General features: G+C 39.7%; 22 protein-coding genes. 6 read left to right on the top strand and 16 right to left on the bottom strand.

Going from position 1 to position 23564, the window contains the following annotated elements:
• Positions 1–1197 (top strand): chromate efflux transporter, encoded by a 1197-nt coding sequence (gene chrA / locus ACEW8U_RS01575; RefSeq protein ID WP_373520280.1) that lies wholly within the window; start codon positions 1–3, stop codon positions 1195–1197.
• An 838-nt stretch (positions 1198–2035) separates the two neighbouring features.
• Here the strand turns inward: chrA and hpf are convergent.
• The 7 genes from hpf to ACEW8U_RS01540 form a co-directional block, all read right to left on the bottom strand.
• Positions 2036–2341, bottom strand: coding sequence for a ribosome hibernation-promoting factor, HPF/YfiA family (gene hpf, locus ACEW8U_RS01570; protein ID WP_373520279.1), 306 nt, complete (start codon positions 2339–2341; stop codon positions 2036–2038).
• 29 nt (positions 2342–2370) lie between these two features.
• Positions 2371–3255: a tyrosine-type recombinase/integrase gene (locus tag ACEW8U_RS01565; protein WP_373520278.1), complete on the bottom strand. Its 885-nt coding sequence runs from the start codon at positions 3253–3255 to the stop codon at positions 2371–2373.
• A gap of 89 nt (positions 3256–3344) precedes the next feature.
• Positions 3345–3980, bottom strand: coding sequence for a DUF6624 domain-containing protein (locus ACEW8U_RS01560; RefSeq protein WP_373520277.1), 636 nt, complete (start codon positions 3978–3980; stop codon positions 3345–3347).
• Positions 3981–4137: 157 nt separating this feature from the next.
• Positions 4138–4332 carry a 30S ribosomal protein S21 gene (gene rpsU / locus ACEW8U_RS01555; protein ID WP_194972778.1) on the bottom strand — a complete coding sequence of 65 codons (195 nt, stop codon included), beginning with the start codon at positions 4330–4332 and terminating at the stop codon, positions 4138–4140.
• A 167-nt stretch (positions 4333–4499) separates the two neighbouring features.
• Positions 4500–4748, bottom strand: a complete 249-nt coding sequence (gene atpC, locus ACEW8U_RS01550) for an ATP synthase F1 subunit epsilon (RefSeq protein ID WP_373520276.1) — start codon at positions 4746–4748, stop codon at positions 4500–4502.
• A 41-nt stretch (positions 4749–4789) separates the two neighbouring features.
• Complete coding sequence (gene atpD / locus ACEW8U_RS01545) at positions 4790–6292, bottom strand: F0F1 ATP synthase subunit beta (protein WP_373520275.1); 1503 nt, start codon at positions 6290–6292, stop codon at positions 4790–4792.
• Positions 6293–6885: 593 nt separating this feature from the next.
• Entirely contained in the window at positions 6886–7380 is a 495-nt protein-coding gene (locus ACEW8U_RS01540) for a C40 family peptidase (protein ID WP_373520274.1), read from the bottom strand.
• Positions 7381–7462: 82 nt separating this feature from the next.
• On the opposite strand from ACEW8U_RS01540, the gene ACEW8U_RS01535 reads away from it, so the two are divergent.
• A complete protein-coding gene (locus ACEW8U_RS01535; protein ID WP_373520273.1) occupies positions 7463–8434 on the top strand; it encodes a tetratricopeptide repeat protein in 972 nt (323 codons plus the stop codon).
• On the top strand, positions 8431–8673 hold the full coding sequence (locus ACEW8U_RS01530) for a hypothetical protein (protein ID WP_373520272.1): 243 nt from the start codon (positions 8431–8433) through the stop codon (positions 8671–8673). Before ACEW8U_RS01535 ends, ACEW8U_RS01530 begins: the two co-directional genes overlap by 4 nt.
• A gap of 6 nt (positions 8674–8679) precedes the next feature.
• On the opposite strand, the gene coaE is transcribed toward ACEW8U_RS01530, so the two are convergent.
• From coaE to ACEW8U_RS01495, 7 genes are all read right to left on the bottom strand, one after another.
• Positions 8680–9288, bottom strand: coding sequence for a dephospho-CoA kinase (coaE, locus tag ACEW8U_RS01525; RefSeq protein ID WP_373520271.1), 609 nt, complete (start codon positions 9286–9288; stop codon positions 8680–8682).
• Positions 9275–10246, bottom strand: coding sequence for a YbbR-like domain-containing protein (locus tag ACEW8U_RS01520; RefSeq protein ID WP_373520270.1), 972 nt, complete (start codon positions 10244–10246; stop codon positions 9275–9277). Before ACEW8U_RS01520 ends, coaE begins: the two co-directional genes overlap by 14 nt.
• A 9-nt stretch (positions 10247–10255) precedes the next feature.
• On the bottom strand, positions 10256–10570 hold the full coding sequence (gene yajC / locus ACEW8U_RS01515; RefSeq protein ID WP_373520269.1) for a preprotein translocase subunit YajC: 315 nt from the start codon (positions 10568–10570) through the stop codon (positions 10256–10258).
• Positions 10571–10573: 3 nt separating this feature from the next.
• Positions 10574–11110, bottom strand: a complete 537-nt coding sequence (locus tag ACEW8U_RS01510) for a DUF1573 domain-containing protein (protein ID WP_373520268.1) — start codon at positions 11108–11110, stop codon at positions 10574–10576.
• Between the two features lie 12 nt (positions 11111–11122).
• Positions 11123–11425 carry a YtxH domain-containing protein gene (locus ACEW8U_RS01505; protein ID WP_373520267.1) on the bottom strand — a complete coding sequence of 101 codons (303 nt, stop codon included), beginning with the start codon at positions 11423–11425 and terminating at the stop codon, positions 11123–11125.
• A gap of 11 nt (positions 11426–11436) precedes the next feature.
• On the bottom strand, positions 11437–12612 hold the full coding sequence (gene nusB / locus ACEW8U_RS01500; protein ID WP_373520266.1) for a transcription antitermination factor NusB: 1176 nt from the start codon (positions 12610–12612) through the stop codon (positions 11437–11439).
• 142 nt (positions 12613–12754) lie between these two features.
• Positions 12755–13855, bottom strand: coding sequence for a Glu/Leu/Phe/Val dehydrogenase (locus tag ACEW8U_RS01495; RefSeq protein ID WP_373520265.1), 1101 nt, complete (start codon positions 13853–13855; stop codon positions 12755–12757).
• Positions 13856–13999: 144 nt separating this feature from the next.
• Here ACEW8U_RS01495 and ACEW8U_RS01490 point away from each other — a divergent pair, with 144 nt between their 5' ends.
• Both ACEW8U_RS01490 and ACEW8U_RS01485 read left to right on the top strand, forming a co-directional pair.
• Positions 14000–15790 carry an ABC transporter ATP-binding protein gene (locus ACEW8U_RS01490; protein ID WP_373520264.1) on the top strand — a complete coding sequence of 597 codons (1791 nt, stop codon included), beginning with the start codon at positions 14000–14002 and terminating at the stop codon, positions 15788–15790.
• Between the two features lie 109 nt (positions 15791–15899).
• Positions 15900–16208: a hypothetical protein gene (locus ACEW8U_RS01485; RefSeq protein ID WP_373520263.1), complete on the top strand. Its 309-nt coding sequence runs from the start codon at positions 15900–15902 to the stop codon at positions 16206–16208.
• A 78-nt stretch (positions 16209–16286) separates the two neighbouring features.
• On the opposite strand, the gene ACEW8U_RS01480 is transcribed toward ACEW8U_RS01485, so the two are convergent.
• A complete protein-coding gene (locus ACEW8U_RS01480; protein WP_373520262.1) occupies positions 16287–18416 on the bottom strand; it encodes a PQQ-binding-like beta-propeller repeat protein in 2130 nt (709 codons plus the stop codon).
• 306 nt (positions 18417–18722) lie between these two features.
• Complete coding sequence (locus ACEW8U_RS01475; protein ID WP_373520261.1) at positions 18723–20219, bottom strand: M28 family peptidase; 1497 nt, start codon at positions 20217–20219, stop codon at positions 18723–18725.
• Positions 20220–20421: 202 nt separating this feature from the next.
• Here ACEW8U_RS01475 and gcvP point away from each other — a divergent pair, with 202 nt between their 5' ends.
• Positions 20422–23307 carry an aminomethyl-transferring glycine dehydrogenase gene (gcvP, locus tag ACEW8U_RS01470; RefSeq protein ID WP_373520260.1) on the top strand — a complete coding sequence of 962 codons (2886 nt, stop codon included), beginning with the start codon at positions 20422–20424 and terminating at the stop codon, positions 23305–23307.
• Positions 23308–23564 lie beyond the last annotated feature (257 nt).

Raw genomic sequence — 23564 nt, 5'->3', positions numbered from 1 at the left:
GTGTCAGTCAGAAGCGCTCGATATTATTTCTATCTAAAAGATGTTTTGCTGCTTTCCCTGACGGCCTTCGGAGGTCCACAGGTTTTTCTTGCCATGGTATTGGATACTATGGTAAGAAAACGTGGATATATCAGAGAACAGGAACTGTGGGAACTGAATGCGCTGTGTCAGATTCTTCCGGGTCCAACTTCCACACAAACCATTTCAGCGATAGGGTATAGGATTGGAGGTCCAATATTAGCGTACTTGTCTTTATTTGTTTGGATACTTCCCGCAACTTTGTTGATGATTTCGGCAGCTTTCCTGATTGATTATCTGCAGGAAAACACTCCCGGAGCACTGAGTTTTGCAAAGTTCATTCAACCCATGGCAATTGGCTTCATTATTTATGCAGCCCGTCAGACCATCTTCAAAATGGTGAAAACTACCGAAGCTTCCATTTTGATGATGTTCTCGACTTTTATTTCATTCTTTTACAATTCTCCATTCATATTTCCAATTTTGCTCCTTGTAGGAGGAGTAACGACATCGCTGAAATATAGGAATCAACCCAAAGAGGAAGGGGATAAAAAGTTGGTGATATCTTGGGCTAATTTCTATTTATGGGGGGGAATTTTAATATTTGCAGCGGTTTTGGGTGCAATCACCAAAAATCAATCTGTGTTGCTTTTTGAGAATTTCTACAGAAACGGAAGTTTGATCTTCGGAGGCGGTCAAGTGCTCGTTCCTTATCTTTTTACTGAATTCGTGGAATTCAAAAAGTTTTTGACTTCTCAGGAATTTTTGACAGGTTATGCCATATCTCAGGGTATTCCCGGGCCTACTTTCAGTATCAGTTCTTATGTTGGGGCATTGTCTATGAGAGATTATGGAGTAACAGGTTTGCTTTTGGGTGGCTTTATTGCTGCTGCGGGAATATTCCTGCCAGGTACGTTTTTGATATTCTTTGTTATCCGCTTTTGGGACCAATTAAAAAAATATAGACCTGTCAGGGCAGCCTTGGAAGGAATCAATGCGGTCAGCTGTGGAATGTTGATTGCTGCTGCCTATTTGCTTTTTGAACCATTGGATGCCAATGCATTCAATATCCTGGCCATTATTGGCACTTATTTATTGCTTCAGTTTACCAAACTGTCCTCACCGTTGATCATTGCTGTGGGTGTTTTGGCAGGGATTGGGTATAATTGGTTTTTTTGAGATGCTTGTCCGCCGTGGCGGATGAGATTTGAGACATAAGACATAAGAGCCAAGAAACAATAGAAGGGGGAATGTAGAAGAAGGGGCGTCATTGCGAGGAGCACTGGAAAAACCCTGATATTTTTAAATAGTCCTTCGTGCGACGTGGCAATCTCTATGGGGAGGTAAGTTGAATCGAAAATCACTAGCTAAGAACCAAAGCCTGCCTCGATTATACCAATGACATATTTAGGAACAGCCGTCATGCTGATACCGATGCTTTCGGGGCTTCTCACGAGGATCAGGAAATGTAAAATAAATAGAAACAGGACTTCAGGGATCCTTCATGGCTACCAATGACGTAAATCGGAGCTGCTGTCATGCTGGTGAAGGCACAGAAATTTATACCTTCCAATCAATTGCCTCCTGCTTTAGCGGGAGGAAAAAAAGAGTCATAATCTCTCCGGATTTAGCCAAAACATAATTGACAACCTTATATCCTACTTTTCTATTTTGGCTGTTGGTATTTTGCGTTTATTAATGAAATGGGCTGATACCTATTGATACGGACTATAGCAAGATGTCACTTCTCCTTATGAAAATTTTTAAATGTTGGGGAATCGGGATGACGCATGCCTACCGTAGGTGGGGTTTACTTGATGTCTTTACTTTTTCAGAACATTTCAAAAAGGGGAAGAAAGAAGAAGTTTCCATAAAAAAAAGGCTTTCAACGTGTGAAAGTCCTTTTTGGAAAGTGTTTAATTATTCGTTGATTCTCTTTTTTTCCGGGTAAAAGGCAAATTTTTTAAATGCGGAATAAATTTTCGATTCAAACCTTCTTCTGTCTCCCGTCATTCAACTATTGCTTAGCTAGAACAACTTTCTCTTTAAACTTTTTGATTTGTCTTCTCAGTGCCTCTATGGCCTCATCTGTTGCTGCTTCGAAAGATTCGCTCTGGTGTTTGGCAAAAAGGGTTTTCCCCGGCACATTCATTTTAATTTCAACAATTTTATTCTCTTTCTTCTCATGATTATCTAGTCTCATAAAAACTTCACCGTCAACAATCTGATCATAATAGGTGTCTAATTTATCGGCTTTCTTTTGGATGAAGTCGATAAGCTTACGATCGGCGTCGAAATGGATGGAATGCATTTGAAGTCTCATAACATTTATGGTTTAAAGTAAAACGTATATTAAGCTTTCGGATGTGCCTGTTCAAACACAGCCTTGAGTTTTTCCATGGAATTGTGGGTGTAAACTTGCGTTGCAGCAAGGTTTGCATGCCCAAGTAGATCTTTGACAGCATTGAGATCAGCCCCTTTGTTCAATAAGTGTGTAGCAAAAGTATGTCTCAACAAGTGTGGGCTTCTTTTGGTAGTCTGAGCAAAAAGGTCTAAATAATGTTTAACAATGCGGTAAATCTTCATAGGATATGCCTGCTCTTTGGAATTTATAACGATAAAATAGTCACTCTGGTCTACAAATGAAAATGTTTCTTCAAATACTTTTTTGTACGAAATTATATTCTTTTTTAGCCTTTTGGTTAGGGGAATAATTCGTTCCTTTTTCCTTTTCCCAAATACCTTTACTCCATCGGAATACAGGTCAATATCTTTCCATTTCAACTCCAATAATTCAGAAAGACGTACCCCTGTCAGGTATAAAAACTCCATGACCATTTTATCTCTTTGTCCATCAAATGTGGCTTCATATTCCATTTCATCCAAAATCTTGTCCATTGCATCTTCCTGCACAAATTCAGGGAGGCGTTTTGGAGATTTTAGGGCTTTCAGTTTGTAGGTAGGGTCTTTGCTGATTTCACCCGATCTGAGCAAAAATTTATAAAAGGAGCGTAAAGTGGCCATTTTCCTGTTCACGGTCAGCGCACTCATGTCCTGTTCTACCAAGTCTACGATCCACCCCCTGATTTCGGCATGTTCCGCATGAGAGATATCCTCTTTTTCAAACGACAAGAGGTAAAAATCAGTGAACTGCTCTAAATCCTTTTTGTAGGCGAGTACAGTATGTGCACTTGCCCGCTTTTCGTATTCAAGGTAATTAATAAAGGATTCCAGCATGCTTTCGGTTTACTATTTCTGAATATATGAATTTAAGGATGAAACTCATATCGAATAGTGATGAAAATCTTTATTCATCAGAACTTGCGTCAATCTACACTTGGTAAAGGTTCATCAGGATTATAAATGGCATCCATAGATGCAGCCGTTTCTTCAACGGTGTCTGTAAAACCTACACCTTTTCTTCTTTCATTGATTGTCTCAGGATTTTCTACAGGCCAAATCACCCATGAACCATCATCTCTAAGTTGCCCGCTGGATTGGGTACCATAAACCTGCTTTTTGCCCTGATACATGAGCATCCTGTCCAACATCATGGCTGCATGTACCGGAAGTGCTTCATCCCTATCAGCCAGTGCTTGTAGTTGTGGATAATAGGTTTCTATATCCGATAGCTCGGCATGCTGGATTACCAGGAAAACTGCCCTTGCGGCATTGTCTCCGATTTTGCTTTTCTCCGGCCAACCATATTTCTGAAGTTTGTTGATTACCCAAACTTGGTTGGAGGAATCTATTCTGTTCATTTCTTCATATAAGCTAAACTCAATTTTTTCATTGGCTTGCATGGCATCCATAAATTTTTTCCTGATTCCTTGGTCAAGCGCCATGATGGAGTCCAATGAGTTAGCAAAAGATTCGTAATCCAATTGCTCATTGTTTTGGCTTGATCGGTTACTGCAGGCAATGGCAAAAAGTCCAAAGTAGATCAATATTAATCCTCTCATAATCATTATAGTCTAAGTTAACCCTAAACTACTTTTTACCTTATAAAAATGCGAGCATGATGAGTTAAGTATTGTTAAGTACCTTAAAATAAAAAAGCGCATCCACTTTCGGTAGATGCGCTGATTGATGTGTGTATCTCAAAAAGATAGCAAACAATTAGTTCATTTCTTCTGTTTGCATTCTTTGCTTGTAAGCTGCTTTGATTACTTGTTCTCTTCTTTTGATAGAAGGTTTTACAAAGTGCTGACGCGCCCTAAGTTCTCTTACAGCACCAGTCTTGTCAAACTTCTTTTTAAAACGCTTAAGCGCTTTTTCAATTGATTCGTTTTCTTTTACGTTGACTATGATCATATGTATACACCTCCTTTCAGGGTTGCAAAAGTAGGGGAATATTTTCCCAATACCAAAATTATTTAGGTTAAATAGGAAGTAGATACAAATTTGCTTGACTTTAACCTTGCTGAAAACACAAACCCCGACTTTTCAGCCGGGTCTTGTGTTTAATTATGTTAGCCTGTTTAGCCGATTACTTTTTCGGCCAACAAAACTATTTTGTTGTCATTGACTTCCACTACGCCTCCTTCGACCAAATGGCTTTTCTTTCCTTCTTTGGTAGTGTAGGAAACAGTGCCTTTTCCCAAAGCCGATACAATAGGAGCGTGATTCTGTAATACCTGAAAAGATCCATCTGCACCGGGAAAAGTAGCTTCACTCACTTCGCCCTGAAAAACTTGCTGTTCAGGAGTTACTATGGTTAAGTTCATCATTGGAATATTTTTAGAGCCCAGAGATCAATCCAGACTTTGGATTATTTTACCTCAGCAAGCATTTTTTCACCTTTCGCAATGGCATCTTCGATAGAACCTACCAAGTTGAAAGCGGATTCAGGAAGATGATCCAATTCACCGTCCATAATCATATTGAAACCTCTGATGGTATCCTTGATCTCTACCAAAACACCCTTCAGACCTGTAAATGCTTCTGCAACAAAGAAAGGCTGGGAAAGGAATCTTTGAACTCTTCTGGCTCTGTGAACAACCATTTTATCTTCGTCAGAAAGTTCTTCCATACCAAGGATCGCAATGATATCTTGAAGTTCTTTGTAACGCTGAAGAATTTCTTTTACTCTTTGAGTACAACCATAATGATCTTCACCCAAAGTCAGCGGGTCAAGAATCCTGGAAGTAGAATCCAAAGGATCCACGGCAGGATAGATACCCAATTCCGCTATTTTACGGGAAAGTACAGTGGTAGCATCCAAGTGGGCAAATGTAGTAGCCGGTGCCGGGTCAGTCAAATCATCTGCAGGTACATAGACGGCCTGCACAGAAGTAATTGAACCGTTTTTGGTGGAAGTAATCCTTTCCTGCATGGCGCCCATTTCGGTTGCCAAAGTTGGTTGATAACCTACCGCAGACGGCATCCTACCCAAAAGGGCAGAAACCTCAGAACCAGCCTGTGTAAATCGAAAAATGTTGTCAATGAAGAAAAGGATATCTCTACCGCCGCCTTCACCTTCACCATCTCTATAGTATTCAGCAAGGGTAAGACCTGTCAAGGCAACTCTTGCACGGGCTCCCGGAGGTTCGTTCATCTGACCGAACACAAAGGTAGCTTTTGATTCCTCTAATTTTTTGAGATCAACTTTAGAAAGATCCCAACCGCCTTCTGTTTCCAAAGAGTGGAGGAAATCATCACCATAGGTTACGATTCCCGATTCGATCATTTCTCTCAAAAGGTCATTTCCTTCTCGGGTTCTCTCACCGACACCTGCAAATACGGAAATACCAGAATATGCTTTCGCAATGTTGTTGATCAATTCCTGGATCAATACAGTTTTACCAACACCCGCACCTCCGAAAAGACCGATTTTACCACCTTTGGCATAAGGAGCGATCAGATCTAATACTTTGATACCGGTGTAAAGAATTTCAGTGGCTGTGGTAAGATCTTCGAATCTAGGTGCAGATCTGTGAATAGGCAATCTTTTTTCAGAATGTACTTCAGGTAAGCCGTCAATGGCCTGCCCGATTACATTGAACAACCGGCCTTTGATGGCATCACCTGTTGGAACAGATATCGGAGCGCCGTTATCCACAACTTCTTGACCTCTAACCAATCCTTCAGTAGCATCCATTGCTATAGTTCTTACTCTATCCTCTCCAAGATGCTGTTGTACTTCAAGGATGATTTTGAGCCCGTCTTCTCTTGTTACCGTCAGTGCATCCAAAATGTTGGGTAAATGTCCTTCTTCAAAGGAAATATCCACAACAGGACCGATTATCTGTGTTATCTTACCAGTATTTGCCATTTGTTTGTATGAGTATAAAAAGAAATGATGCTTTTTAAATTTGAGTGCAAAATTAATTATAAAAGCTTAATACCAAAGGATGTTTGGAAAATTAAATCCTATTGTCGGATCTTTTTTGAATTGTTTCTCCATTGACATAATCGGAGCGGACGTCACCCTAATCTTAATTGCCGAAAAATTAATCGTTTGTTATCAATTCCCTCCTGCCTCAGCTGAAAAAAAAAGAATTTTGATTTCCACCGGCTTTAGCCATAATAAATCCATCTCTTTAAATCTATACCTTTCAATTTTGGCTAAAGCCTTTTTTAGGCATTTTTTTGTGAATGGGCTAAAGCCCAATCCTATCGATAAAAATTTCAATTTTGGAAAATAACCCTAGCTATTTGACTTCTATCAATTGCGTCCTGCTTTAGCTGGACGGCTACATAAGATCCTTTTTTCTCAGGGCTTTAGCCAAATAAATAATTTATCTATATAGGATGTTTGTGAAGACACTAACATGGGCGGTGGAGACACAAACATGGGTGGGGCTAGCCATTTAAAGCTTTGAGTTTGAATTTTGAATCTTTTCAATTTCCAAGAACCATTGTCAACTATAAAACCCTCCTTCCAAACCTAAAGGCCTTGCTCCAATAAGAATTGTCCAAGTTGTCTTCTGTCACCCCAAGGGAAGTGGAGGAGTGGATAAAAATGATCCGGCCTCTTGAGGTTTCGGTGACGATACCTGCATGGGATACTTTTCTGCGGCTTTTGCCGGTAGAGAAAAACACCAGGTCACCTTTTGAAAGGCTTTTTCCATTTACTTTTTTGCCCATTTTACTTTGCGCTTCCGAAGTGCGGGGCATGTTGATGCCTACAGGTTGGAATGAATGGTAAATCAAAGCCGAACAATCAATTCCTGACCGGGAGGTACCACCGTACCTGTAAGGCGTTCCCCGGTAAGTACGGGCAGTGTCAATCACTTTATTGACACTTTGATTGCGGATTTTCTTTGTTGATGAACATGACGAGAAAAAAACAGCAATGATTAATGTAATCAGGATCAAAAATAATCGGGATTTGAAAATTTGCCCAAGCTTTGTCTTCATTATTGGCAGGAATATTTTTATCTTCAATAATACATACCTAACGTATAGATTCAAAAGATTATTTAACTATAAAACAATAATTATGAGGATTGCTTATCTTTTTTTGGCATTGTTCTATTTGGTTATCAGCGCTTGTCAGTCTGACCGTGCACAAAATAGGGCTGAAAAAAACAATTATGTAGCTCCTGATGAAGAGGTCTATCAGGGCATGGGTTTGTTGGGAGACTCTTTGATCACATCCCTGGACTCGGTATCACAAAGCGAGCAAATCAAAAAACTGCGCGAAGCAGAGACTAAATATGGAGAAAACCCAAATCTAGACAATTTAATCTGGATTGGTAGGAGGGAAGGTTATTTGGGGAGATATGACCTGGCCATCAGGACCTTTTCCAAAGCTATAAAAGAGTATCCGCAGGCATTTGAACCTTTGAGGCACCGGGGACATCGGTATATCTCGATTCGGGAATTTGATAACGCAATTGAAGATTTTCAGAAAGCAGTGGATTTGATGAACGATGTCGATCTAAAAATTGAACTGGATGGAATGCCGAACAAATTAAACATACCGCTTTCAAATGTTCAGTTTAATGTATGGTATCATTTGGGTTTGGCTTATTATTTAAATAATGATTGGGAAAATGCATTGGAAGCTTATAAAAACTGCCTTGCTGCATCCAATAATGATGATCTCATTGTGGCGACCTTAGATTGGTATTACATGACTTTGGTCAAGTTGGGAAGAAAAGAAGAAGCATTGAGATTAATTGAATCTGTCAACACTGAAATGATCATTATTGAAAATGATGCTTACTTCAAAAGGATATTGATGTATCAAGGTAAGTTAAGCCCTGAGTCCCTATTGGATGTCCAATCTGATCAAACCGGTCAAAGCCTTCAATATGTTACCCAAGGCTATGGCCTAGGAAATTACTACCTAGCTAAAGGTGATACTGTTAAGGCCAAAACGGTATTTGAAAATGTCCTCGAGAGTGGAAATTGGTCCGCTTTTGGTTATATTGCCTCAGAAATGGAGCTGTCAAAATTAGTGAAATGAGTAAGGAAGATTTCAGAAAATTACCTTTAAATAAAAAAATTCAGATGCTTTACACTGAAGGAACTTTTGTGGTGGGCATCAGGTATTATACCCATAAAGTAAACCTGTACTTACTTAATAATGAATATATTGAGGTATTTTACAATCATAAATTGGACAAAATAGACAACATTGATTTTTTAAATCACCGACATACAAGAATGAAATTCTATCTTGATCAGATTCAGTTCAGCCTTTAAAAAAAATTATCCTTGTTGGTCCAATAGCTCGCTATGGATTTGTAGTACCTGTGGAATCAACAATTTGTTGTCAGCATTTTTGATCACAAAATCTGCCCTCTGATTCTTTTCATCATCAGGGATTTGTTTGTCAATAATATCATTCACCTGCTTTTCAGTTCTGTGTGGGTCACGTAGCAAAACCCTTGTTACACGGACTTTCAATGGTGCACTGACATTGATTGTTTTATCTAGGTCTTTGAATGATCCCGTTTCAAAAAGTAAAGCAGCTTCTTTTAAAACATAAGGGGAGTTTTGCAGCGCAGCCCAACTTTCAAAATCCTTTTTTACCGCAGGGTGGACAAGCCCATTTATGGTTTTGACTTTATCTTCATCACTAAAAACCGTTTCTGCCAGGTAACTACGGTTCAACCCTCCGTCTTCTGAGTAGCTTTTCTCTCCAAAATGAGTCAGTATTTGTTTCTTCAACTTTTCATCATATACCATCAACCACTTGGCCCTGTTATCAGCATAATAGATCGGTATGCCCAAAATGGAGAATATTTTTGCTACGGTCGATTTTCCTGAACCAATTCCTCCGGTAAGGCCGACGAGTAGTGGATTAATCCTTGTCATATTTGAGTTTCAACACTTCCGGTTCAAATCTGATGTTTTCAAGATAAGAAGGTTTTGGAGTCACCTGCACGTTGATGGTACTATCCTTGGCATTGCGGTTATTATAGTTCAATACTGCCTCAAATTCTAAGGCCTTCAGGTCTTCAAGCTTTCTTTCATCAATTAAATAAGACATGATGATGGTACCGGGTTGTTGAACCAAACTCACATTATTGGGGAAGTTTTCTAATTTTAATTTAAGCCTTTTATTTCCTTCGAGCATTTGAATCACCTCAAAACGTATATGGACACTTTCTTCCTCCAATTCAAGATATTTTTTCAGGCTATCAGGGAGGTCAAGCGTAATTATTTTATTGAAGTTTTTATTGATTTTATCTTCTTTAAGATCAACATTCAATATCCCATCAAGCTTTTGGAGTATAGAAGTAGGGCCTTTAATACTGACTACTGTTGGGTCAATTTCAATCGGGCTTGTCAATCTAATGTTCTTGGCTAAGGTATTTGAGGTGGTGTCAGCTTGGATTTTGATTTTTCGAGTGACAATCTTGTCAATTCGGAATTTAACAGTGTCTGTTAAAATGGCTGTTAAGCTTGATGGATTCAAAGATTCTGCAAGTCCACGCCGTATTTCGGAAGTTAGCAAATAGTCTTTTGTGGCCGGATTGTTTATTTCTATTAAAAAAGGGGATTCATTGACATTGAAATATTTTCTCAATAAATCCCAACCGTTACCATTGATTTCCAATTTGATTTTGTTCGGAAGATTTTCAACAGCCATAAATTCACCGGTATCAAAGATGATTTCTATAGGCAAATCGACTACGGTTGAATAATCATCTTTGTTCAGTGCATTTAAAGCCCAAAAAGTGGCGGCTGCCATGAAACATAGCGCCGCCACTTTAAAATTTGAAATTCTCTGTGGATTAAGATTGGTAAAGAATTTTTTAAGCTTGGACAAGGTGTTTTTTTATTTGGTTCCTAAAGCTTTCTTTGTGAAATCAGCTGATACAGCAGACTTTTCAACCTTAATTTTAAATCCTTTGTCCAGTTCAAGTGTTAGGGTCTCCCCTTCGATCGAATAGATTTTGCCATGGATTCCTCCGATGGTCACGACACTATCCCCTTTTTTGACAGACTCAAGAAAATTTTTGGTTTCTTTTTGTTTTTTTTGTTGAGGCCTGATCATGAAAAAGTACATGATCAAAATGATTGAGCCGAAAAGGAACACCTGTCCCATAATTCCAGCGCCACCTTCGGCCTGAAGTAAAATCCAAAGTTTCATATATTATTTTTTAACTGGACCGAGTTGACTTGGATTTGCCCCGGTTAATCTTGGCGTTACATTACCTTTCAATCTCAATCTTGTGACATTTGGGCTGGTATTGGCCTGAATCGTGACAGTTGGAGCTTGTGTCCCTGTTTTGGCTGTAGAATTGAATACCACCTTCACAAAACCCTCGTCACCTGGCTTAATTGGAGTTTTGGTCCAATCAGGACTAGTACATCCACAAGATGCGGTGATGTTAGAAATTACCAATGGAGCTTGGCCGTTGTTGGTGAAATTGAAAAGATGCTCGACTACTTTACCTTCATCTATAGTGCCGAAATCATATTCCATTTCCTTAAATTGAAAGGCCCCTAATGAAGAAGGATCTGCAGCTTCCACTGAACTTACATTGGTGGGTACAGGTTGGGATGCTTCGAGTCTAGCCAATTTTTGTTCCAGCTCTGCGATTTTATCGCTTTGGTCGTTTTTAGTTTCGCAACCCACTGCGGTGATAGCTAAGGCCAAAGCCAAAGCGGACAATTTTAGGTATTTCATAATTAATTTGATTTAATTCGATTCTCTGTTTATTTGTTCAATTAATTTATTCACATCACTAAGAAGATTTTCTGCTTTGTTTTTTGCATCAGAAATAACCTTATTACCTTCGGTTTTTGCTTCATTTGAAGGCAGGTTTTTTCCATCTCTCAGGTCATTGATCAATTTTTCCAGCTCCTCACTGTACTTGGAGAGTTGGTAAGTCAATCTGTCCCTTGTATTTTTCCCTGTATCGGGTGCGAAAAGAATACCAAGAGCAGTGCCAATGCTGGCACCTGCTAGGAATGCTATCCATGAATTTGATTTATTGCTCATCGTTATAGTGTTTATTTGTTATCTAAAAGACCTCTACCACTCTTACGTATAAGACCCTTTTCAGTTAGTTCTTTTGACAAAACATCTAACAATCCATTGACAAATTGTTTGCTTTTGGGTGTGCTGTATGTTTTTGAGATGTCAATATACTCATTGATACTGACTTTGACCGGGATACTTGGGAAATTCATCATCTCAGTAATTGCCATAGAAAGGATGATTTTATCCGTCTGTGCAATTCTTTCGATATCCCAGTTTTGGGTTTTTTGGGCAATCAACAATCTGTTCCCATCGTCATTTTGGACGGTCAAGTTAAATATATTTTGGAAAAATTCCTTGTCATCCTCCCAATTGATGGCTATTTCGGGAAGGACTGCACCGGGATTTTCCGCTTCATTCTTAAGCACTTTTGATGCCAGGCTTCTTACTACAGACTTGTTCTCTGTCCAGTTAATGTCTTTTTCTGAAAAAAAATTCAAAATCACCTCAGATTTGAATATTGCCTTCTTCAGAATGTTGTCCACGATTTGAAAATCCTGTTCCAAATTGGGCTCTTCCAGCTGTATATATTCCTGATAAGCCTCTAGTGGCTTTACATATTCTCTATACCACTCTTTGATTTCCAATTCCAGTTCTTCAATACCCGCTTGCTGTCTGATTACAGCGGCTTTGTAATCAGCAGAATTTTTTATGTTCTGAAGTATTTTGTTTTTCGCAAGATTTGTTTCTCCAAGCGTAAATTTCACGGCATCCGTAGACCTTTTTTTCTTTTTCTCTGATTCAAGTCCAACATAATCTCCGAAAGCTATCAAAAGTTGAATGGCATAAAGATATAATTGTGGAATTCTTTCAGCAGAAGTCACCATATTTTTCAACAAAAAATCAAAATCTTTTTTATTGGCCTTATGATAACTATTAATTGCGGCCTTTGCCTCAGAATTGATTCGCTGATTGAGATTACCGTTGGGTTTAAAAATTTCATTGTTCAGATTTTCGACAAAAGCTTTTACAGCAATTTCACCTTCTTTTTTCAAAAGTCCTTTATCCTGTACTTCCATACTATTAAGGTCAGGCTGAAAGGCTTCCCTAATATGGTCTTTTTCGAGATTGAGATTAGATGCCTTGCACTGATCATAAGCGTATAAATTCTGAAAGGCTTTGACCCTGAGTATTCTTCTGTTTAACATACCTGAAAATAAAGAACGCAAATATAAATATTTTGTGGGAGGATTGGGAAAGTTATCCGTTTTACCTTCCTAAAGACACAAAAACCACCTGTAGATTTGATTGTATTCCTCTTACAGGTGGTTTTCTCTTATGTGATTTATTTTAATAAGGCAATTTGACTTTGCCCATTGCCTGTATTCTATTCCAGGCCATTTCGATAGCAGCTTGTTGGGCAGGGATGTTTTCTTTTTCAGATTTATCCAATATGGCAGTACAGATATCATAAATTTTTTCTGTGTGCGTGTAAGCCTGTTCTCTATTGTAACCGCCTACGAACTCGGCATAAACATTAATAAGTCCACCGGCATTGATCAAGAAATCAGGCGCATAAGTAATTCCTTTTTCCAAGAGAATTTTGCCATGTTTCTCTTCATTTTCCAACTGATTATTAGCAGCACCTGCGATTACTTGGCATTTTAATCTTTCAATCGTCTGATCATTGATGGTTGCACCTAATGCACATGGAGCATAAATGTCCATATCTATATCATAAATCACTTTTGAGTCAACTACTGTGGCCCCGGTCTCTTTGGCCACTTGCTTCAATTTATCCTCAAAAATATCGGTGATGAACACTTCGGCTCTTTCTTTGATCAGGTGATCAACGAGATACTTACCAACTTGTCCAATTCCCTGAACTGCAATCTTTTTTCCAGTCAAGCTATCTGACCCGAACGCCTTTTTTGCGGCCGATTTCATTCCGAGATAAGTACCATAGGCTGTTACAGGCGAAGGATCTCCACCGCCTCCCTTTACTTCAGGGAGCCCGGTTACATATTTGGTTTCCATGGCGATATATTCCATGTCGCTGGTTTTCATATTGACATCTTCAGCAGTAACATATCTTCCGCCTAGACTGTCAATAAATCTTCCAAATCTTCTTAAAAATGCTTCGTTTTTCAACTTTGGATCGCCAATGATTACAGCTTTTCCACCACCAATGTTCAATCCGGAGATGGCAGCTTTGAAAGTCATACCTCTGGATAATCTAAGTACATCTGTGATAGCTTCTGCTTCAGAGGCATAATTCCACATTCTAGTACCTCCTACTGCAGGTCCAAGGACAGTATTGTGGATACCAATGATAGCCTTCAAACCGGTTGGCGCATCATAACAAATGACTAGTTGCTCGTGACCTAATGAAGTGATCTGACCATATATAGACCCTTCTCTCACCTTTTCCTCAGTATTAATCTCAACCATTTGAACTTGGATTTTATTTAAGTGTTATATTTGGGTTACAATGCTGAAAATAGCTGGGCAAAATTATATATTTTGTTTGGGCTTTGCTAATGTAATTAATAGAGTATTATAAAACTTATTAAGAGATTTTAAAGTTTTTATTTTGTGAAACACTTATTACGGCTAAACAAATACTTATATAAATATAAGTGGTATCTCCTTTTGGGAACATTATTTACCATCATCTCCAATATTTTTGTAATAATACCTGCCCAACTGGTAAGAATTTCAATAGATTTTGTGGTAGAGAGTTTTACCTACTATCAGGTTTTTGGAGAGGGTCATCTGGCGGAAGTTGCCAGGAGTCAATTTCTAAAATTTGTCCTTGTATTTGGAGTTTTGATATTGGCCATGGCCCTTTTGAGGGGTTTTTTCCTTTTCTTGATCCGTCAGACGGTGATCATCATGTCAAGACTTATTGAATATGATTTAAAGAATGACATTTTTGCCCATTACCAAAAACTTCCCCTGAGCTTTTACAGGCAAAACAGTACCGGGGATTTGATGGCAAGGATCACTGAAGATGTGAGTAGGGTGCGGATGTACCTTGGCCCTGCACTGATGTATGGGATCAACCTGTTGGTGTTGTTTCCGCTTGTGATTGGGTATATGCTGACCGTGAATGTTGAGCTGACTATTTATTCACTTTTGCCTTTACCCGTACTTTCTCTGAGCATTTATTTTGTCAACAACATGATCAATGAACGCTCGGAAAAAATCCAGAGGAGCCTTTCAGGACTCAGTACTTTCGTGCAAGAGGCATTTTCGGGGATCAGGGTTTTGAAAGCTTTTGTAAGAGAAGAGGACAGCTCCAATGAATTTACAAAAGCAAGTGATGATTATAAAGATAAATCAATCCGGCTTACTTTGGTACAATCCCTGTTTTTTCCGTTGATTATGGGCTTGATCGGTGTCAGTACAATCTTGACAGTATATATAGGAGGCTTGCAGGTGATTGAAGGACAAATAGGGTATGGTGTAATTGCCGAATTTATTCTTTATGTCAATATGTTGACATGGCCTGTGACTTCCTTGGGTTGGGTGACCAGTATCATCCAAAGGGCAGCTGCATCACAGGCAAGGATCAATGAATTTTTAGATATTGAAAACCCCATGGTAAGTACACAAAATTATATCGGGCCGATTTCAGGAGATATTTCTGTAAAGAATGTCTCTTTTGTATATCCTGATTCGGGTATTAAGGCATTGGAGAATGTGAGTTTTGAAATCAAGTCAGGAGAGTCACTTGCGATCATCGGCACTACCGGTTCAGGTAAATCCACCATTGCCAATCTATTGCTCCGAATGTATGACCCTATTGAAGGAGAAATATGGATTGATGATAGAAATATACAGGAATATGATATTTCCGATCTACGGAAACAAATTGGTTATGTCCCGCAGGATGTTTTCCTTTTCAGTGATACAATAGCAAGTAATATTGCTTTTGGTAGGGATCAAACAGAAATGGACATTGTTGAGAAGGCAGCGAAGGATGCGGATGTCTATGAAAATATTATCGAATTTTCGAATGGTTTTAATACGAGATTGGGTGAGCGGGGTGTTACGCTTTCAGGGGGTCAAAAGCAAAGGGTGTCAATTGCCAGGGCTGTGGCCAAAGAACCAAGAATTCTTCTTTTAGATGACTGTCTCTCAGCAGTAGACACCAAAACAGAAAATGCCATATTGAATGCATTAAAAGAGATAATGGTGAATAGAACCTCAATCATCATTTCACATAGGGTCTCCTCAGCAAAACTTGCCGATAAAATTATAGTCTTGGATGACGGAAGAGTTGTCGAACAAGGATCGCATGAAATTCTGATGGCACAAAAGGGTGTTTATGCCGAATTATATGAAAAACAAACTCAAGTAAATGAGGTTGTTGGAGATTGATCATTCACGATTTTTGGAGAAAAATTATATTTCAGTATACTGGTAGTCTCAAGCTTACTTAGTATATTAGAAATCATTGATTTAAAGGGTTAAACAAAACATTTACATTATGTCAGAAAATAAAACAGGGTTTGAAGAAGTTGAGTCCCTCCTACAGGATATTGGTGCTAAAATAGAACAATTAATCGAAAAAGGTACCAATGCCAGCGGTGAGGCAAAAGATGAAATAGAAAAGAAGATCAAAGACTTAAAAGAAAAGAAAACTACCCTTGAAGATGAGTTTATAAAAGGGAAAGAAAAAGTTGAAAAACTTTATAAAGAGGAATTGGAGCCCAATTTTCAGGAATCCAAGGAGCATTTCAAAGAAGGCTTTAAGCAGTTATTGGAAGGCATCAAAACATTGTTGGGACAAAAATAGAAACTACCCCTCTTCTGTTTTTTTTAGAAAAGGGGTATTTTCTATTTTTTTTAATTCCGATAAGCTGATTTTATTTTTTTAACTATCAGGCAATGCAAATGCAATATATGCATCCCCTGATTTGGTCCCTTTGCCGCCTCCACATGCGATGACCACATACTGTTTTCCATTTTTCTCATACACAGCCGGGGTGGCATGTCCTGCAGCAGGCAACTTGGCTTCCCAAAGCACTTTTCCAGTATCCTTATCAAAAGCCCTGATTTTTTCATCCTTGGTAGCAGCAATAAACACCAAACCTCCCGCGGTAGTAACAGGGCCACCGTAGTTTTCCGAACCTGTTGGTTCAAAACCTCTTTCCTTCAATTCATCAAATTCTCCAAGAACCGATTGCCATTTGATTTTCCCCGTATTCATATCCATGGCAGTGAGGGTTCCCCATGGTGGCTGAATGCCAGGATAACCATCTTCAGTCAACAACCTCGAATATCCCTGCATTACATATTGTGGAGTAAGCATTTCCACCCCACCTTCAAGTTCCTTTTTTTCCGCATTTGGATCCTGTTCTTTTCCCAGAAGGTATTCCACCAGCAGCTTTCTGTCAATGTCGGCAAGGTGTGCAAATGCCGGCATGGCTCCTTTCCCGTTTTTGATCAAAGCATCTAATGAAGTTGCGTTAAAATTTTTATTCAGATCCATCAATGTTGGGAAAGCAGGTGGATTTCCCTTTCTATTTACGCCATGGCAATTAGCGCAGTAATTGACATAAATACCTTGACCGACATTATCGAATTTTGGGTTTGCACCCATCTTTATCACCCATGGGATTTCATTGGAATTGATGTACATGGTTTGGGTATAGGGATCAAATGAAGAGCCACCCCACTCAGCCCCACCGTCCATTCCGGGAAAAAGTACTATTCCATGTTCATGACTTGGGGGTAACCACATGTCACCATATTTGACATTTTCCAGTTTTGACTTGATCTGTTGTTCCCATTCAGGGGTTAGCTTTAGAATTTCATTCTCCGTGTAAGCCATTCTCATAAATGGTTCCGGTAAAGTTGGATGTGGTTGGGTGGGCCAACTTTTATCCCCGGGAAGTTCTGATTGGGGTACAGCCTTTTCATGTATCGGCCAGACAGGTTCACCGGTGACCCTATCAAAAACATAGATAAAGCCTTGCTTGGAAGTTTGGGCCACAGCATCTATCCATTGACCATCTTTTTTGATTCTAATTAGATTAGGATTTGCGGGGAAGTCTCTGTCCCAAATGTCGTGATGAATGGCCTGAAAGTGCCAAATCCTTTCCCCCGTACTTGCATCAAGGGCAATCAAGCTGTTGGCAAATAGATTCTGTCCATGTCTGTAACCTCCCCAGAAATCATAGGCAGCCGAACCTGTTGGCACATATACAATCCCTCTATCTTCGTCCAAACTCATACCTGCCCAGTTATTGGCAGCACCGATTTTATGCCAATATGCTGCCTCCCAAGTGTCATGTCCAAATTCTTCCGGGTGAGGAATGGTATGGAATATCCACGCCCTTTCTCCTGTTTTTACATTGAATGCTCGGATATGGCCTGGTGCAGCATCAAGCCCTTCTGAAAGACGCATGCCCATGATCAATTTGTCTTGATAAATTATCCCCGGAGTGTTGGATACGATCAGGAACTCTTCCATATCCGTGTCCAGATTTTTCTGAAGATCAACTTTGCCGCCATCTCCAAAACTTTCTATTGGCCTTCCATCTTCCGCATTCAAAGCCATCAGCCAATTGCCTGCCGTGAACAATATTCGCTTATCATCGCCTTCTTCCCAATAAGTCACGCCACGGTTAGTGCCGGCCCAAGAGTTTTGGCCACCGAGTAATTGGAACGGGTTGAATCTCCAAAGCAGTTTGCCTGTGGCAGCATCCAATGCAAATACATTGACCTGTGGACTAGTGGCAAACAAAACACCGTCGACTACGATTGGCTGACATTGGATCTGTGACCTTTCGGTGGCATCTCCGGTATTGAAAGTCCAGGCTACTTCGAGGTTTTTGACATTTTCTTTATTGATCTGACTTGAAGTGGAATATCTAGCCGCATCTTTGGTGCCGCCAAAAGTCTCCCAACCTGAGTAATCAGGAAGTTGGGCTTGGTCAGAAGGGCTGCAGGAAAAAAGTACATAAAGTAGAAATAGGGATGTTAAACTTTTGTAAGGCATAGGTCAAATGGCTTTCAGTTTGTTTTAATTTTCCTAAAGTAGTGTTCAGGGGAATAAACCTAGTGGATATACCTTCAAAATATAGGGATTTTTCTTCAAAAGGAGTTTTTGAAAATGATTGGTTGACATAGTTTTTTTAATAATATATTAATCCTGTGTTATAAAGATGCTCCAGGATTTAAGAAACCTTGTATATTGTACACATTATAAATTATGACAAACTGTAATTCATTAATAAAAAAAGCCTTCATAAAGCATGGATATTTTCCAATAAGTTTTGAAGGCTAATTAATTAAAAACCGGATCTTATCTCGCCGTTCTTGTATTGGTACCGTCCACAGGGGTTCTGTTTTCTCTGTTTGCCAAATCCCAAGCGGTATGGAAAATCAACTTGGCTCTTTTGGTCATCAAAGGAAATTCGATTTTGTCAACTGTGTCACTGGGCTGATGGTAATCATCATGAACACCGTTGAAAAAGAAAATCACAGGGATATTATGCTTGGCAAAATTATAATGGTCAGATCGGTAATAGAACCTGTTTGGATCATCTTCGGCATCATACCTGTAATCCAAAATTAGATTGGTATAAGTGATGTTGTTGTATTCGTTGATGACTTTCAAATGTGAGGAGAGCATTTCAGAACCGATCACATAGATATAATCCTGATTTTCGGCATCCTGATATTCATAATCTATCCTGCCCACCATGTCAATGTTGATATTGTTCACCGTATTTTCCAATGGGAAAATGGGGTTGTTGGAATAATATTCAGAACCCAAAAGCCCTTTTTCCTCTCCGGTCACATTCAGGAACAATACGCTTCTTTTTGGTCGAATACCATCTCTTGCTGCCAAAGCAAAAGCCTCGGCAATTTCCATCACTGATACGGTACCCGAGCCATCATCATCTGCGCCGTTGTTTATTTCTCCTTTGCTGTTGATGCCAACATGGTCATAGTGTGAAGAAATCACCAATACTTCTTCCTTTTTATCTGTACCCTCCAAGAATGCCATGACATTTTCAGTAGGTACCAACCTGTTTTCCTTTTTTACTAAATAAGAGGCTTTTTGAGTCTTAATTGATTCAGGGTTGTTCTTTGCTGCTTCCTTCAATATTTCTACAGGAGTATCAAACAGCACAGACATTTTATCGGAGCTTACCAGAAATATCGGTTCTTGTTTTGTAGGTATATCAAATCCCAATCTTCCTCTTCCGCTCAAGGATTTGTACCAATTGGCCATTCGGTCAAAATTAGCCTGTCCTTCCATAGTGACTATGACAATTCCCGCAGCACCAGCTTCCATCACTTCCGGCACTACAGTTTGCGCTCTACTACCGATTGCCCATAAGCCAACCAATTTACCTTTGACATCTACTTTTTTCAGGTTATCCTCATTGGCAAGGCCCAAAAAAACAAGGTCAGTTTTGGCAAGCTTTTTCATGTCCGCATCACCTATGAATACAAAGTCTTCATTGTTTACGAGCTTTTGTTTTCCAACGGTAAGGTTTACTTGGGGATAGGAAACAGATGATAGGTTGAATTTCTGAAAATAACTTCCACTAACCGGCGCGGTAAGTCCAAGATTATTATAAAATTCAGCTAAATATTCGGCAGCCATTTTTTGACCTTTTTCACCAGTATCTCTACCTTCCAGTTCATCAGAAGCTAAATAAGTCAAATGTTTTTCAAGGTCAGTTGCAGTAATTGAATTTGCATATTTTATTGCAGTGGCATCTTGGGCATCTATCTGTCCAGCACATAAAAGCGCAATCGCTCCTGCTATCCATACTTTCTTTTTCATAAAATATATTTGGGGTATTTAAAATTAAGGCTCCAAACATAGAAATAATTCCCAAAACATTAAAACCGTTTGTCATTTTGGCTGTTACAAGGATATATTTCTTTGGGTTTAAAAAATTATTATCATTCAATAATTCTTACCTTTGCACAACCAAAAAAGCGCCAAGAATATAACCCAAATTTGTCCTTTATCATTAATAAAAATGAAGATTAAATTAGATCCCTCTACCAAGTTTGAACAAAGACATAATGGCCCTTCTCCAAAGGAAATTGAACTGATGCTTGACAGTATCGGATCGGTTTCTTTGGAAAAGCTTATCGATCAAACCATCCCAAAGGCCATACAGTTGGAAAAGCCTTTGGATCTCCCCAAGTCCAAAACAGAAGCTTCATTTTTGAGGGAGTTTAAAAAACTGGCCTCCAAAAACAAGATTTTCAAATCCTTTTTAGGATTGGGATATTATGACACCATTGTGCCGGGCGTGATTCTGAGAAATATTCTTGAAAATCCAGGATGGTACACTGCATACACCCCATATCAAGCTGAGATTGCTCAGGGAAGATTGGAAGCCCTGATCAATTATCAGACCATGGTCATGGACCTTACTGGTATGGAGATGGCCAATGCTTCCCTGCTCGATGAAGCCACTGCTGCTGCTGAAGCGATGACCATGCTTTATGCTTCCAAGCCTAGAGAAAAAAAGAATGCCAATAAATTTTTTGTGGATGAAAAAATATTCCCCCAGACCAAGGACCTTCTGATCACTCGTGCTGAGCCAATTGGTATCGAGTTGGTCATTGCCCCACTTTCCAGTTTGGACGTGACTGACGCAAACCTATTCGGGATGCTTTTGCAGTACCCTAATCTTGATGGGGCGGTGATTGATCATTCTCAATTGGTAGCTTCGGCAAAGGAAAACAATGTATTGACTGCTTTTGCTACTGATCTTTTGAGCTTGACCCTGCTCACTCCTCCAGGAGAAATGGGAGCAGACGTAGTAGTTGGTACCAGCCAAAGATTTGGTGTCCCTATGGGATATGGAGGACCCCATGCTGCTTTCTTTGCTACCAAAGAAGTTTATAAAAGACAAGTTCCCGGTAGAATAATAGGAGTATCCGTGGACAAGGATGGCAATAATGCTTATAGAATGGCATTACAGACCCGTGAGCAACATATCAAAAGAGAAAAAGCAACGTCCAATATCTGTACTGCTCAAGTGTTACTAGCAGTCATGGCAGGGATGTATGCCGTATATCACGGCCCTAAAAGTCTAAAGGAAATTGCTGCCAGAACCCATGGACTTGCCCAGCTGACTGCTAAGGCCTTATTTTTATTGGGATATGAGCAATTGAATGAAAACTTTTTTGACACGATAAAGATCAAAGCAGATGCTGTTCAACTTTCAAAAATAAAGGCCTTTGCTTTATCCGCTGAAATGAATTTCCGATATGAGGAAGGTGCAGCGGTATTGGCTTTTGACCAAGCAAAGACTATCAGTGATGTCAAAGCCGTGGTGGAGGTTTTTTCCAAGTCCATCAACAATAAAGTTCAGTTTGATTGGAATGCCATGATTTCTGAATTGGAGCTGAATTATCCAGCAGGTTTGTTGAGAACTTCGGAATATTTGACCCACCCTGTTTTCAATCTTTACCATTCTGAACATGAAATGCTCAGGTATCTCAAAAGATTGGAAAACAAGGATCTCTCCTTGGTGCACTCCATGATTTCCCTTGGTTCATGTACCATGAAATTGAACGCTACCACGGAAATGATCCCGGTGACATGGCCTGAATTTGGGCAATTGCATCCTTTTTGCCCCCAAGATCAGGCTGCCGGATATTATGAGCTTTTCCAAAATCTTAGGAACTGGCTGAGTGAAATTACAGGATTTTCAGATACTTCGCTTCAGCCTAACTCAGGTGCGCAGGGAGAATATGCAGGACTGATGGTGATCCGTGCTTACCATATCAGCAGGGGAGACCATCATAGAAACATAGCATTGATCCCGACCTCCGCACATGGCACCAATCCTGCATCGGCTGTGATGGCTGGGATGAAGGTCGTATTGGTCAAATGTGATGAAAGTGGCAATATTGATGTAGCAGACCTGAAGTCAAAAGCTGAAGCGCATACAGATGATTTGGCATCTTTGATGGTAACTTATCCATCTACACATGGTGTCTTTGAAGAGGCCATTCAGGAAATTTGTCAGATCATCCATGACAATGGCGGTCAAGTATATATGGATGGGGCAAATATGAATGCGCAAGTTGGATTGACCAGCCCAGGAAGAATTGGGGCAGATGTCTGTCACTTAAACCTCCACAAAACATTCTGCATTCCCCATGGTGGCGGTGGTCCTGGCATGGGTCCAATCTGTGTGGCGGAACATTTGGTGCCGTTTTTACCGGGAAATCCTCTGATTGAGACTGGTGGTACATCAGCCATCACCTCAATCTCTGCAGCACCTTATGGCAGCGCCAGTATCCTTCCGATTTCATACGCATATATTGCCATGATGGGTGGAGATGGATTGACCAATGCTACCAAAATCGCTATTTTGAATGCCAATTATATCAAATCAAGATTGGAAAATCACTATCCGATTCTCTATACAGGAAAAGGCGGAAGGGCAGCCCATGAAATGATTCTGGATTGCAGGGCATTCAAAGAAGTGGGAGTTGAGGTAGAAGATATTGCCAAGCGCCTGATGGATTACGGATTCCATGCGCCTACAGTGTCATTCCCGGTTGCAGGAACATTGATGATAGAACCAACAGAATCTGAAACCATGGCTGAATTGGACAGGTTCTGTGATGCCATGATTGCCATAAGAGAGGAAATCCAAGAAGTGTATGATGGCAAAGCAGATAAAGAAAACAATGTCCTCAAAAATTCACCCCATACCGCAGTATTGGCTTTGGCGGATAATTGGGATTTTCCATACACCAGAGAAAAAGCAGTCTACCCATTGCCATTTGTGAAAGGCAACAAATTCTGGCCATCCGTCAGAAGAGTCGATTCTGCTTATGGTGATAGAAATCTGGTTTGTAGCTGTATTCCGGTGGAGGAGTATGCTGAGGTATAAAGGTAGATTTTAGAATTAAGATTTTAGATTTCAGAATTGGCCTCCCGGGAAACTGGGAGGCTTTTTTTGATTTCAGCATCAATCACCCCATCTGGGTAAAGATTGACGAAGGTCTAGAGGCTGTCTCATAAGTCTCATTTAAATTAAATTGAAAGGCTACCTGATTTTTCGGGTAGCCTTTTTCTTGTTTAACTCAAAATTGTTATTTTGAGGTGTGGAAAAACAAGACTCAAATATAGTCTTTAAAGACTATGATC

The sequence above is a fragment of the Aquiflexum sp. genome, from assembly GCF_041751335.1.
Taxonomy (GTDB): domain Bacteria; phylum Bacteroidota; class Bacteroidia; order Cytophagales; family Cyclobacteriaceae; genus Aquiflexum.
This window is presented reverse-complemented; position numbering and strand designations above follow the sequence as displayed.

Bases quoted from the DNA above. Each gene is read 5' to 3' on its own strand.
- hpf (WP_373520279.1), bottom strand. From the start codon at position 2,341: ATGAGACTTCAAATGCATTCCATCCATTTCGACGCCGATCGTAAGCTT.
- ACEW8U_RS01565 (WP_373520278.1), bottom strand. From the start codon at position 3,255: ATGCTGGAATCCTTTATTAATTACCTTGAATACGAAAAGCGGGCAAGT.
- ACEW8U_RS01560 (WP_373520277.1), bottom strand. From the start codon at position 3,980: ATGAGAGGATTAATATTGATCTACTTTGGACTTTTTGCCATTGCCTGC.
- rpsU (WP_194972778.1), bottom strand. From the start codon at position 4,332: ATGATCATAGTCAACGTAAAAGAAAACGAATCAATTGAAAAAGCGCTT.
- atpC (WP_373520276.1), bottom strand. From the start codon at position 4,748: ATGATGAACTTAACCATAGTAACTCCTGAACAGCAAGTTTTTCAGGGC.
- atpD (WP_373520275.1), bottom strand. From the start codon at position 6,292: ATGGCAAATACTGGTAAGATAACACAGATAATCGGTCCTGTTGTGGAT.
- ACEW8U_RS01540 (WP_373520274.1), bottom strand. From the start codon at position 7,380: ATGAAGACAAAGCTTGGGCAAATTTTCAAATCCCGATTATTTTTGATC.
- ACEW8U_RS01535 (WP_373520273.1), top strand. From the start codon at position 7,463: ATGAGGATTGCTTATCTTTTTTTGGCATTGTTCTATTTGGTTATCAGC.
- ACEW8U_RS01530 (WP_373520272.1), top strand. From the start codon at position 8,431: ATGAGTAAGGAAGATTTCAGAAAATTACCTTTAAATAAAAAAATTCAG.
- coaE (WP_373520271.1), bottom strand. From the start codon at position 9,288: ATGACAAGGATTAATCCACTACTCGTCGGCCTTACCGGAGGAATTGGT.
- yajC (WP_373520269.1), bottom strand. From the start codon at position 10,570: ATGAAACTTTGGATTTTACTTCAGGCCGAAGGTGGCGCTGGAATTATG.
- ACEW8U_RS01510 (WP_373520268.1), bottom strand. From the start codon at position 11,110: ATGAAATACCTAAAATTGTCCGCTTTGGCTTTGGCCTTAGCTATCACC.
- ACEW8U_RS01505 (WP_373520267.1), bottom strand. From the start codon at position 11,425: ATGAGCAATAAATCAAATTCATGGATAGCATTCCTAGCAGGTGCCAGC.
- nusB (WP_373520266.1), bottom strand. From the start codon at position 12,612: ATGTTAAACAGAAGAATACTCAGGGTCAAAGCCTTTCAGAATTTATAC.
- ACEW8U_RS01495 (WP_373520265.1), bottom strand. From the start codon at position 13,855: ATGGTTGAGATTAATACTGAGGAAAAGGTGAGAGAAGGGTCTATATAT.
- ACEW8U_RS01485 (WP_373520263.1), top strand. From the start codon at position 15,900: ATGTCAGAAAATAAAACAGGGTTTGAAGAAGTTGAGTCCCTCCTACAG.
- ACEW8U_RS01480 (WP_373520262.1), bottom strand. From the start codon at position 18,416: ATGCCTTACAAAAGTTTAACATCCCTATTTCTACTTTATGTACTTTTT.
- ACEW8U_RS01475 (WP_373520261.1), bottom strand. From the start codon at position 20,219: ATGAAAAAGAAAGTATGGATAGCAGGAGCGATTGCGCTTTTATGTGCT.
- gcvP (WP_373520260.1), top strand. From the start codon at position 20,422: ATGAAGATTAAATTAGATCCCTCTACCAAGTTTGAACAAAGACATAAT.